Below are 12113 nucleotides of genomic sequence, written 5' to 3'. Positions count from 1 at the left end.
CGCGGACCCACCGACAACACCGATTCGCCGGGAGCGGGACCGTCGGTCCACGCCGAACGTAGGCTGGGCGTATGAGCATGAAGGTGACCGTGTCCGATGATTACACCGGCGACGTGACCCCCGACCCGGACCGCTACGAGGTGTCCGCTCAGCGCCGGACCCTCGACAACGCCACCGTCGTCAAGGTCTCCGTGGGACCGATGGACAACAACGTCTACATCCTGACCGATCCGGTGACGATGCAGTCGCTGCTGATCGACGCCGCCAACGACCCCGGCTCCCTGCGGGCCCTGCTGGATACCCTGCCGGGAACGCTCACGCAGATCGTCACCACCCACGGACACTTCGATCACTGGCAGGCGCTGGAGGAGTTGACCCGCACCCTGCACGTACCCACCGCCGTCGGCGCCCCCGATGCCGCCGACCTTCCGGTGGCCCCGGACCGGATGCTCCGCGGCGGCGACCGGATCACCCTGGGCGCCCTGGAACTGGATGTGATCAGCCTGGTCGGTCACACCCCCGGGTCCATCGCCTTGGTGCTCACCGAACGAAACGGGCGCGCGCACCTGTTCACCGGCGACTCGCTGTTCCCCGGCGGCATCGGCAAGACGTGGGAACCCGGTGATTTCGAGATCCTGCTCGACGAGGTCGAGACCAAACTGTTCGCCCGCTACGCCGACGACGCCGTCGTCTATCCCGGACACGGCAAGGACACCACCCTCGGCGCCGAGCGGCCACACCTGGGACAGTGGCGCCAGCGCGGCTGGTGACCGCGGGCCGATCGGGCCACCACCGGTTCGATGTGCGGCGACGGCCCCCTCGGCAGCGTTTTCTGCCCTACCCTGGGCCGCAGGGAGTTTGACCATCGCCTCGCGTGGGAACTCCCCGACCACAGACGTCTCCAGCCGGAAGGTTCCGCGTGATTCTCCGCAAGATCGCCCGTCCCATGCTCGCCTCGGCCTTTGTCGCCTCCGGCGCCGAGTTGCTGCGTGCCCCCAGGCACGCGGCCGCGACTGTGCAGCCGATGCTCGACTCGGGCCGCGACGCACTGCCTGCCCCCGTGGCCGATCGCGTTCCGCAGAACGCGGCCACCGCGATGCGTATCGCCGGTGCGGTCCAGGTCGGCGGCGGCGTCCTGCTGGCCACCGGTAAGGCGCCCCGCTTCGCCTCGGCGGTACTGGCGACCACGCTGGTGCCGGTCACGGTGTACGACGGCGCCTTCTGGACCGAGACCGATCCGGTACGCCGCGAGGCCCGCAAGGTCGGCCTGATCAAGAACGTCGGCCTCCTCGGCGGCGCCCTGATCGCCAGCGCCGACACCGCCGGCGAGCCGTCGCTGGCCTGGCGTACCCGCAACACCGTCCAGGAGGCGAGGGTCGCCGGTCTGGTCGCCGCCAAGGAGGCGCAGGTAGCCGGCAAGCTCGGCAAGCGCGCCGCCAAGCGGACCGCACGCCGCGCCGCTCGGCACGCCTTGCGCTCGGGCGGTCATCCGGTCGCCGCGCTGGCTCTGCCGGCCGTGGCTCGGGTCGGCAAGCACGCGGTGACTCACCTCAACGGCGACAGCCCCGAGGAGAACCTGCATGAGCTCGCCGAGCGCGCCGCCGTCGTGGCCGATAAGGCACGCGGCCGTGCCGAGGTCGCCGCCGTCAAGGTGCAGGCCAACGCCCCGGTGGTCGCCGCCAAGGTGCGAAACCGTGCCGACGAGGCCGCCGAGCGGATCGCCGACCGGGCACCGCTCGTGGCCGACCGGGCGCGCGAAGGTACCGAACACGCCAAGGATCTGGCGATCAGCCTGGGTGAGAAGGCCCGCGAGCAGGCACCGGTGGTCGCCGACCGCGCGCGCGAGGGTGCCGAACAGGCGAAGGATCTCGCCGAGGAGACCGGCCGGAAGGTGAAGACCCGCTGGCGCGAGCGCCGCGCGAGCTGACCGCTCCTCCCCGACCGGTTTCAGAACGGCCGGTGCACTCCGAGCGGGTGCACCGGCCGTTCTGCTGCATCGGCACGACCGTAGTGCGATCAGTAGACTGGAACGACTGTGAACCCCGATCCTCGCCTGACCGAAGAGCAGGTACACCTCGACGTCCTCTACCGACGGCTCGACGAGATGCGTAAGACGGCGGCACGCCGGCTGTCGGAGACGCTGCTCGAATCGGCGGGCACCCCGCAAGAACTCTCCGAACGCGAATCGTACGAGCGGCACTACACCCAGATGCTGGCCCGCATCGACGCCGCCGAACACAACCTGTACTTCGGCCGGCTCGATATGGAACACGACGATCCGGAGACCGGCAGCGTCCGCCGGATCGGCCGCATGGGCATCGCCGAGGCCGACCATGTGACGAGCCTGCTGCTGGACTGGCGTGCCCCGCTGTCACGTCCGTTCTATCTGGCCACCCCGGCCTCCCCCGAGGGGGTGTCGCGACGACGCCACCTGCGCACCCGCCGGCGCACCGTGCGCAGCATCTCCGACGAGCATCTGCTGTCCGGCGAGATCGATACCGACGGCGGCATCGGAGCCTCCGTCGTCAATGAATCAGCGCTGGTCACCGCGCTCAACGCCGCCCGCACCGGCGAGATGACCGACATCGTCGAGACCATCCAGCGCGAACAGGACGAGATCATCCGCTATCCGCAGCGCGGGGTGATGGTGGTGCAGGGCGGGCCGGGTACCGGCAAGACGGCGGTGGCGCTGCACCGTGCTGCCTACCTGCTGTACACCTACCGGGACACCCTCGAGCGCAGCGGCGTCTTGATCATTGGGCCCAACGAGACCTTCCTGGACTATATCGCCCAGGTGCTGCCGTCCCTCGGTGAGACCGGCGTCCTGCTCTCGACGATCGGCAACCTGTTCCCCGGCATCGTGGCCGGCGCCGTCGACAGCCGCCGGGCCGCCGAACTCAAAGGCGATGCAGACCGCATCCTGCCCGTCCTGCGGGCGGCGGTGCGTGCGCGGGAAAGTCTTCCGCCGCAAGGTGTTTCGGTGCAGTTCGACGGCTACCGTCTGCCCGTCGACAGCGAGCTGATCAAGGCCGCACGGGCGGCGGCGCGAGCCACCCGGCGCCCCCACAACCTGGCCCAGCGCACCTTCCTGCGGGCCGCGCTGGACGAGCTGGCCACCCGGCACGCGCGCCGGCTCGGCGCTTCGCCGCTGGACGGCTCGCAGCTGCTCACCGCCGGCGATCTGATCGACATCCGCCAGGAACTCGAGTCCGAGGACGAGGTCGTGCGGACGATCCTGCAGTTCTGGCCGACGCTGACACCCCAGGAGTTGCTGCGCGATCTGTACGACGACGACGTCTTCCGGCGCAAGGTGACCCGCGGCTGGGACGACGATGATCGCGCCGCCCTGGCACGCCCTGCCCATCCGCTGCCCGACGACGCCGATATGAGCCCTGCCGATGTTCCGCTGCTCGACGAGCTCGCCGAGCTCCTGGGCTACCGCACCGATGAAGCACTGCGCGAACAGCAGATCCAGTGGCGCCGCCGCATCGCCGAAGCCCAGGACGCCCTGGACATTCTGACCGGTTCGGCGCCGCAGGATCTGGAGGACGATCTGGATCCGGAACTGCTGATGGCCTACGACCTGATCGACGCCGAGCAACTCGCCGAGCGCCAGGAGGTCACCGAGTATCTGACCACCGCCGAGCGGGCGCATTCCGATCGCAGCTGGACCTTCGGGCACGTGATCGTCGACGAGGCACAGGAGTTGTCGACGATGGCCTGGCGCATGATCATGCGCCGGATCCCGAACCGGTGGATGACAGTGATCGGCGATACCGCACAGACCGGCGATCCGGCCGGCACCACCTCGTGGGACCGGATCTTCTCCCCCTATGTCGCCGGACGCTGGCGTCAGCGGGACCTGACGATCAACTACCGCACTCCAGCGGAGATCACCCGCTACGCCAATCGGCTGCTGACACGAATCGATGCGGATCAGATCCCGCCGAAATCGTTGCGCAGCAACGGTATCGAGCCGTACGCACTGGCGGTGGCGGATACTGAAACACTGCCGGCCGCGCTGGCGGCGGCGCGTGACGCCCACTGGCCGGGGCTCACCGCGGTCCTGGTCGCCGACACCCGGGCCGCCGAGGCCGCGGCCAGCGACGATATCGACGGGATCCGGGTCCTGCCGTTGAGCGCGGCCAAGGGACTGGAGTTCGACAACGTGGTGGTGGCCGAACCAGCCGAACTGATCGAGACCTCCCCGCGCGGGTTCAGCGACCTGTACGTCGGGCTGACCCGGGCGACGCAGCGCCTGGTCGTCGTCCATCGGCTCGGACTGCCGGCCGATCTGGCAGACCTGCCGGCCGCGGGCGGACAGCACAACTGACCGGCCCGGCGTCGTCGATCGCCGGGCCGTCCAGGAGTGGGACGTTCTAGGTGGTGTGAACGATCAGCACATCGCAGGCGGCCTTGCGTGCGACGTCGGCCGGAACCGATCCGAGCAGGCGCCCGGCGATGGAGTTGAGGCCCTTGTTTCCGACCACGAGCAGGTCGGCCTGCACGTCGGTGACCAGCTGCAGCAGCGCGTCGACCGGGGCGCCCTTGATCGCCCGGGTCTGCACGGTGGCGGCGCCGGCCTGCTGTGCGCGCTCCTTGGCGGTGCGCAGGATCTCCTCGGTCGGCGAGCTCCCCATTACCTGGTAGGCGTCGGCGCCGAGCGCATCACTGGCAGCGCTGGCGGTCTTGCCGTCGTTGACGAAGTAGGCACAAGCGACCACGAGGGTGGCGCTGTCACCGGCGATGGATCCGGCCCGCGAAACGGCGTGCAGCGAGGACTCGGAGCCATCGGTTCCGACGACGATGGTCTTGTAATCGGCCATGCTTGCTTTCAACCTCCGACATCTGCCCCGCTCGGCGTATCCGACGGGGTCGCTGTGAAAAACATACCTTGCACAGGGCTCCTTGAGTCCTACTTGACCCCGGCGGCGTCCATCCCGCGCAGTTCTTTCTTCAGGTCGGCGATCTCGTCGCGCAACCGTCCGGCCAGTTCGAACTGCAGATCGCGAGCCGCACTCATCATCTGATCGGTCAGCTCCTGCACCAGGTCGGCCAGCTCTGCCCGCGGCATCGACGAGGTGTCGCGCTGTTCGATCACCCCCGCGCTCACCGCCCGGGACACCTCCCCCTGGGCGCGGCGGCCGCGGCTGGCGTTGCGGCCGGAGCCGCCGACCTCCACCGCGTCTTCGGCCTCCCGGTAGACCTGATCGAGGATGTCGTTGATCTTCTTGCGCAACGGCTGCGGATCGACGCCCTTCTCTTTGTTGTAGGCGATCTGCTTGGCCCGGCGGCGATCGGTCTCATCGATGGCTTGCTGCATCGAGTCGGTGATCTTGTCGGCATACATGTGCACCTCACCGGAGACGTTGCGGGCGGCACGGCCGATGGTCTGGATCAGCGAGGTGGTACTGCGCAGGAAGCCCTCCTTATCCGCATCGAGGATGGCGACCAGCGACACCTCGGGAAGATCCAGTCCCTCGCGCAGCAGGTTGATACCGACCAAGACGTCGAATTCGCCGCTGCGCAGCTGCCGCAGCAACTCCACTCGGCGCAGCGTGTCGACCTCCGAGTGCAGGTACCGGACCCGCACACCGAGTTCGAGGAGGTAGTCGGTGAGATCCTCGGACATCTTCTTGGTCAGCGTGGTGACCAGGACGCGTTCATCGCGCTCGGTCCGTTCGGCGATCTCGTGCACCAGATCGTCGATCTGCCCCTTGGTCGACTTGACGACGATCTTCGGGTCCAGCAGTCCCGTCGGGCGGATCACCTGTTCGACGAATTCACCGCCGGACTGGCCCAGTTCGTACGGCCCCGGCGTCGCCGACAGATACACCGTCTGCCCGGTGCGGTCGACGAATTCGTCCCAGGTCAGCGGCCGATTGTCCACCGCTGAGGGCAACCGGAAGCCGAACTCGACCAGGTTGCGCTTGCGGGACATATCGCCCTCGTACATGGCCCCGATCTGCGGCACCGTGACATGCGACTCGTCGATCACCAGCAGGAAATCGTCCGGGAAGTAGTCGATCAGCGTCGCCGGCGGGCTCCCGGGACCACGGTCGTCGATATGCCGCGAGTAGTTCTCGATGCCCGAGCAGAAGCCGACCTGCCGCATCATCTCGATGTCGTAGTTGGTCCGCATCCGCAGCCGCTGAGCCTCCAGATGTTTCCCCTGGTCTTCGAACTCTGCCAGCCGTTCTTCCAGTTCGGCCTCGATTCCGGCGATGGCCTTGGCCATGCGCTCGGGACCCGCGACGTAGTGGGTGGCCGGGAAGATCCGCAGATTGTCGACCTGACGGATCACATCCCCGGTCAGCGGGTGCAGGTAGTAGAGCGCTTCGACCTCGTCGCCGAAGAACTCGATGCGCACGGCCAGTTCCTCGTACGAGGGGATGATCTCCACGGTGTCCCCGCGCACCCGGAAGCTTCCCCGGGTGAAGGCGACGTCGTTGCGGTTGTACTGGATGTCCACCAGCAGCCGCAGCAGCGCATCGCGGTCGATGGTGTCGCCCACGGCCAGTTCCACCGAGCGGTCCAGGTAGCTCTGCGGGGTACCCAGACCGTAGATGCACGACACCGAGGCGACCACCACCACATCGCGGCGCGAGAGCAGGCTCGAGGTCGCCGAATGGCGCAGCCGCTCCACATCGTCGTTGATGGAGCTGTCCTTCTCGATGTAGGTGTCCGTCTGGGCGATGTACGCCTCGGGCTGGTAGTAGTCGTAGTAGGAGACGAAGTACTCGACCGCGTTATTGGGCAGCATCTCGCGCAACTCGTTGGCCAACTGAGCCGCCAGGGTCTTGTTCGGCGCCATCACCAGGGTGGGCCGCTGCATCTTCTCGATCAGCCAGGCCGTGGTCGCCGACTTTCCCGTACCGGTCGCGCCCATCAGCACGATGTCGGCTTCCCCGTCGGTCAGCCGCTGCTCCAATTCGGCGATGGCCGTCGGCTGGTCGCCGGCCGGTTCCAGATCACTGACCACCTCGAAGGAACCGTCACTGCGCTCCACGTCGCCGATCGGCCGGTACTCCGAGTGGGCGACCACCGGCTGTTCTGCTGCGAATGCCATGTTCTCCAGGATATCCGCGACCACCGACACGCGCCGTTCCACGACCGGCCGCGGTCGGCCGGACCGCAGGTGAGGACCTTCACAGCCCGTCCCCGGGCCGGACGCGCACAATGGTCAGGACAGCCCCTCGACCGAAAGTCCGATCATGGATCATCCGACCGACTCGCCCCTCGAGCCCGCCGACATCGGCCGCCGTACCGTACTGGCCGGGGCGGGAGCGGCCGCCGTCGCGCTGGCCGCCACCGCGTGCACCGGGACCGCCGGGCGGGTGACGGCCCCGTTGAGCACGACCGTTCGCGCTGACGGCGTCACCGTGCTGGCCGCGACCGATCAGGTGCCGGTCGGCGGCGCGGTGGTGGCAGGCGATGTGGTGATCACCCAGCCCGAGGCCGGCCGCTACGAAGGGCTGTCCAGCGTCTGTACGCACCAGGGCTGCGCCGTGACCGCTCAGGGCGCCGACCTGATCTGCCCGTGCCATCAGAGCAAGTTCGCACTCGACGGCTCCGTTCAGCGCGGCCCGGCCGCGCGCCCCCTGCCGCCGGTCCAGATCGCGGTCGACGGCGACGATATCGTCTTGGCCTGAGGACTCAGCCGCTGACGCCGGTCAACTCCAGCGGCGAATGCTCCAGCGCCGCGGTGCGCAGCGTGCTGCCGTCGTGCAGGCTGACCGCGAGGATCTTCCCGGCGGCCGGATCGGTCACATAGGCGGTGGATCCCGAGATCAGCAGGTCCGGTGACGGCGACTGCCACTGCGCGGGTTCGGTCCAGGGCTCGATCACCCGGTAGGACGCCTTCTCGGCGCCGGTGAGCCGATCGTAGACGTGCAGTCGACCATCGGTGCCCAGCAGCACCACTTCCCCGTCTGCCCCACGACCGAGCGATTTGAAACTGTAGCTGAAGTCGATGTGGTGCACGGTGATCGAGCCGGCACCGGCGGTGTCGATCAACGCGAAACGGTCCGGGCGTTCCAGGTCGGCGTCCTTTTCGGTCTTGTAGTCGGCCAGCACCACCGGCGAGGCGGGGCTGCCGGCCTGATTGCCCAGCCGAGCGTAGGGGATGTCGGCGGAGATCTTGGTGATCCGGTCGCCGTCCACCATCAGCGCGCCGTCCGTGCAGCCGAAGGTGAGCACGCCACCGGCCCCGGCGGCCTGACCGTGCAGGCCCGGGCAGTCGGTGTTCTCGGCGATCACGGTGCCGTCGGCACCGAGGATGCGCAGTCCACCGGCCTTCTCCCCGATCGGTTGGGAGACCAGGATCGAGCCGTCGGCCCGCGCGACGGCGACGCCGTGGTGCGGCGGCACGGTGAGTTCGGTGATCACCGCATCGGGGGCGCCGATCGCCTCGGTGTCGAGCACGCGGACCCGGCCGGTGCCGTCGGTGAAGAGCGCGGTGCGGCCCTCGTGGGCGATGACGTGCCCCGGCTTGGCACCGTCGTAGACGATGCCGGTCTTGCGCGGCGCGCTCGTGTAGTAGTGCGCATGCCCGTCGTGCGGCTCACGCCAAGTGCCCATATCGAGCAGTTCGAAGCCCGCCGCCGTGGACACGAATACGTGGCGGCCGTCGCCGGCGGGCGTGGCGCGGATGAAGCCGTCATAGTCCAAGTCGGCGATCGGACTCAGGTCGAGCCCGTCCAGGACGGTCACTCCGCCGTCGTGGGTCAGCGCCAGCCGCGGTTGGGCAGCACGCTGTTCGACCGGCGCACCGGCCGACGTTGTTGTGTCCGTTGACTTCTGGTCTGTCGCAGCCGTGCAGCCGGTCAGTGCCAGCAGGGCCGCGGCCGAAAGGGTCAGGAGCGTGGTCGTGGTTCGCATGGCAGCCAGTCAACAGTCTAATGAAAATTATTGTCAACAAGGCATGGGTGCTCGGCCCACCCCTGGGATCTAGGCTGAACCCATGATCAGCGACGACGCACCACCCCGCAGCTGCCTGCACGGAGTCGGCGGTACCGCTCGGGAGCGAAACGATGTCTGAACAGCCGCATCCGCCCAAGCGCGAGATCTTCGACGTTCCGGCGATGACCAATACCGACAACAAGGGCTTCCTCCGACCGGTCGACGAGTATCGGCAGCTGCCCTACGGGCTGTACATGTCCCGGCCGGCCGATCACCCGCGCTTCCACCACCTGGAGAGCTGGCTGCTCCCGGCGCTCGGCCTGCGTGCCAACATCTTCCACTTCACACCGGACCATCGCTCGGGGCAGCGGCTGTACCTGGACGTCGGCCGCTTCACCGGCCCGGATGCCGACGGCCGCTGGTATTCCGTCGACTGGTACCTGGATCTGGTCGACGTGCCCGGCACCGAGTTGGAACTGCTCGACGTCGACGAACTGTTCACCGCGCACGCCGCCGGTCTACTCACCCTCGACGAAGCCGTGGAGGCGACCGAGATCGCGGTGCGGACACTACGCGGAGCGGCCGCCGCCGGCGACATCCAGTCGTGGCTGGATGCGCAGGTCGGCGGCCGCATGCCGTGGCTGGACCGGCCGGTCGCCCGGTGATCAGCGAACCTCCAGCACGGACTCGCGATCGATTCGTACGGATTCCACGGCGACCTTCCGGTCCTTGGTCTCCACGATCAGGTAGGTGCACAGCACGCTGATCGACGACAGCACCGCGAGCATGACGCCGACCCAGATGGATCCGGGACCGGCGATCAGCGGCGCGGCGATCAGCGGTGGGATCGCACCGCCGAAGATGCCGCCCAGGTTGTAGCCCATTCCGGCACCGGTGTAGCGGTAGCGGGCCTCGAAGAGTTCGGGCAGCAGCGCACCGGCCGGGCCGTAGGCGATGCCGAAGATCAGCAGCGTCCCGATCAGTCCGACCAGGAAAGCGAACTCGCCTCCGGTCTGCAGAATCGGAAACAGAACCAGCACCCACGGCACCGCGACGATAACCGACACCATGATGACCCGACGCCGACCGAAACGGTCGGAGTAGACGGCCGAGGCCGCGGTGGACAGACCGAAGAAGACTGCCGCGATCATGCCTGAGGTCAGAACGAAGTTCCGCGACAGGCCCATGTGGTCGGCATTGGTGGCATAGCTGGTCAGAAATGCCGTGCCCATGTAGAACAGCGAGAACAGGCTGGCCAGTGCGCCACCGGCGATCAGGATCTCCTTCCACTGGAACTTCACCGCATCCAGGAATGGCAGCTTTCGTGCCGCCGGCACCGGCTCGGCGCTCTGGCGCGCCTGCGTCTGGCGGAACACCGGCGTCTCGGCGACTGCCAGGCGCACCCAGAGTCCGACCAGAACCAGCACCATCGACAGGATGAACGGGATCCGCCAGCCGTAGTTGAGGAAGGCGTCGCTGGCGGTGCCCACGGTGAGACTGGCGATCAAAAAGGTCAGACTCGACAGGAAGAACGCGAAGGCCGGGCCCAGCTGCGGGAACATAGCGTAGAGTCCGCGCTTGCCCTCCGGCGCGTACTCGGAGGTCAGGAGCGTGGCACCGGCCCATTCTCCGCCCACGGCAAAGCCTTGCAGGAAGCGCAGGACCACCAGCAGGATCGGCGCCCAGATGCCGATTCCGGAACCGAATAGTCCGAACACCCCGGATTCGTATCCGGGCAGCAATCCGATCAGGACGGTGGCTGCACCCATGATGAGCAGCGTCCACACCAGGGTGCGCTTGCGCCCGATGAGGTCACCGAAGTGGCCGAAGACCACCGCCCCGACCGGCCGAGCGAAGAAGGCGACTGCGAAGGTCGCAAACGAGGCGATGGTTCCGGTGACCTGATTCGCCTCGGGGAAGAAGACCGTCGGGAAGACCAGAGCTGCCGCCGTCCCGTAGATGAAGAAGTCGTAGAACTCGATCGTGGTGCCGATTGCGCTGGCCGCGGCTACCCGCTTCATGCTGGTGGACGGTGCTTGTGGCTCGGATACGGCGGGAGTGTTCGGTGGTGCGATTGTCACTGGCGGATCCTCGTCTCGGACGGGTGAATGGAGCAGCCTGCCGAATCAGATTCGCGGCGATATGGCATGCCCCACAGTCACGTACTGAAGTAAGTTTGCTCACAGTACGATGGGCCCGAATCGGCGACCACCCCCCGAAGGGGGTGCCGATGAAACACTGCCGGATCAGCCCGGAAGCACCCCGGCGCGGCGCGCCAGCACGACCGCCTCAAGCCGCGTGTTCGCATCGAGCTTGCCCATAGCGGTCTTCATGTAGCCCTTCACCGTTTCGGCGACCACACCCAGCTCCGCGGCGATACGCGCATTGGAATACCCGAGCGCCGCGAGCGCGAGGACATCACGCTCGCGTCCGGTGAGCACCACCGGTGCCACCGATTCGAGCTCAGGAGCATCGAGCAAGACATCGGTGAGACGCTTGATCTCTTCGGCGAGTACATCGTCGTCGAGGGCCTGTGCCAGTAGCCGCAGCCCCGAGTACGCGCGGTTCATTCGGTCACGAAGCGCCTCGACATCCGGCGACGAACGGGCACCGGCCTCCCGCAGGGCACGAGCGACCGCGACCTGTTGTTCCAGTGAGCGGGCCTGCGTGGTGAGGATGTCCAGCATGCGGCCGCCGATCAGATTGTCACAGTGCAATCCGCCGTACAGCACCGCGATCACCTGGGAGTCGACGATCACCGGTGCTGCCGCGATCGCCCGAAGACCCTCGACCTGGATCGAGTCGTCGTAAAGGTGGGTGATCTGCGGTGTCGCCAGATAGTCGTTGACCACCATCGGCCGATTGACCCGCATGACGCGGCCGCCGAGTCCGTGCCCGGCCTCGACTGCCAACCCGTTCAATGCACCGGTGGTGTTGCCGACGAAGTGCTGCAGTCGCAGCCGGGCCGACCCCTGCGCAAGTCCGCCGAAGGCCAGCGACACCCCGCTTGCCTTCCGGATGCGCCGGAGCGCCTCGGTGACCGGCGCCGCGAGTGAGGCCTCACTCATCTGTTACCACCCACCCGTTCTGGTCCACCTCCCGACGCCCTCGGACGGATGCGGGCGCATCACGGAAAGACGGAGGCCGGGAGTGTGACCGATCATACCCGGAGCACCCGAACGTGATCGGCACCATGGACACGACCGTGATGC

General features: G+C 67.7%; 10 protein-coding genes. 5 read left to right on the top strand and 5 right to left on the bottom strand.

The annotated features are described in order from the left end of the window. Positions 1–71: 71 nt before the first annotated feature. The 3 genes from GOHSU_RS00730 to GOHSU_RS00720 all read left to right on the top strand — a co-directional run bounded on the left by GOHSU_RS00730 (position 72) and on the right by GOHSU_RS00720 (position 4333). On the top strand, positions 72–770 hold the full coding sequence (locus tag GOHSU_RS00730) for an MBL fold metallo-hydrolase (RefSeq protein WP_005935262.1): 699 nt from the start codon (positions 72–74) through the stop codon (positions 768–770). A gap of 149 nt (positions 771–919) precedes the next feature. Next, positions 920–1927, top strand: coding sequence for a DoxX family protein (locus GOHSU_RS00725; protein WP_005935261.1), 1008 nt, complete (start codon positions 920–922; stop codon positions 1925–1927). A 108-nt stretch (positions 1928–2035) separates the two neighbouring features. Beyond that, positions 2036–4333 (top strand): HelD family protein, encoded by a 2298-nt coding sequence (locus GOHSU_RS00720; protein WP_005935259.1) that lies wholly within the window; start codon positions 2036–2038, stop codon positions 4331–4333. Positions 4334–4379: 46 nt separating this feature from the next. On the opposite strand, the gene GOHSU_RS00715 is transcribed toward GOHSU_RS00720, so the two are convergent. Both GOHSU_RS00715 and uvrB read right to left on the bottom strand, forming a co-directional pair. Further along, positions 4380–4826, bottom strand: coding sequence for a universal stress protein (locus tag GOHSU_RS00715; protein WP_005935257.1), 447 nt, complete (start codon positions 4824–4826; stop codon positions 4380–4382). Between the two features lie 89 nt (positions 4827–4915). Beyond that, the gene (uvrB, locus tag GOHSU_RS00710; RefSeq protein ID WP_024332670.1) at positions 4916–7069 is read right to left on the bottom strand and encodes an excinuclease ABC subunit UvrB; all 2154 of its coding nucleotides are present in this window, start codon (positions 7067–7069) and stop codon (positions 4916–4918) included. Between the two features lie 145 nt (positions 7070–7214). On the opposite strand from uvrB, the gene GOHSU_RS00705 reads away from it, so the two are divergent. Continuing rightward, complete coding sequence (locus GOHSU_RS00705) at positions 7215–7652, top strand: QcrA and Rieske domain-containing protein (RefSeq protein WP_005935253.1); 438 nt, start codon at positions 7215–7217, stop codon at positions 7650–7652. A 4-nt stretch (positions 7653–7656) separates the two neighbouring features. Here the strand turns inward: GOHSU_RS00705 and GOHSU_RS00700 are convergent, their stop codons facing one another. Next, the gene (locus GOHSU_RS00700; RefSeq protein WP_005935251.1) at positions 7657–8880 is read right to left on the bottom strand and encodes a hypothetical protein; all 1224 of its coding nucleotides are present in this window, start codon (positions 8878–8880) and stop codon (positions 7657–7659) included. 152 nt (positions 8881–9032) lie between these two features. On the opposite strand from GOHSU_RS00700, the gene GOHSU_RS00695 reads away from it, so the two are divergent. Next, positions 9033–9566: a ribonuclease FAU-1 family protein gene (locus tag GOHSU_RS00695; protein ID WP_005935249.1), complete on the top strand. Its 534-nt coding sequence runs from the start codon at positions 9033–9035 to the stop codon at positions 9564–9566. Here GOHSU_RS00695 and GOHSU_RS00690 read toward each other — a convergent pair whose 3' ends face one another. Both GOHSU_RS00690 and GOHSU_RS00685 read right to left on the bottom strand, forming a co-directional pair. Then, positions 9567–10922, bottom strand: a complete 1356-nt coding sequence (locus tag GOHSU_RS00690) for an MFS transporter (protein ID WP_051139492.1) — start codon at positions 10920–10922, stop codon at positions 9567–9569. A 225-nt stretch (positions 10923–11147) separates the two neighbouring features. Next, the gene (locus tag GOHSU_RS00685) at positions 11148–11969 is read right to left on the bottom strand and encodes a LuxR C-terminal-related transcriptional regulator (protein ID WP_005935245.1); all 822 of its coding nucleotides are present in this window, start codon (positions 11967–11969) and stop codon (positions 11148–11150) included. Positions 11970–12113: the final 144 nt, after the last annotated feature.

This window comes from Gordonia hirsuta DSM 44140 = NBRC 16056, assembly GCF_000333015.1.
Taxonomy (GTDB): domain Bacteria; phylum Actinomycetota; class Actinomycetes; order Mycobacteriales; family Mycobacteriaceae; genus Gordonia; species Gordonia hirsuta.
The sequence above is the reverse complement of the archived record's forward strand: the minus strand, read 5'-3'. Positions and strand labels throughout refer to the sequence as shown.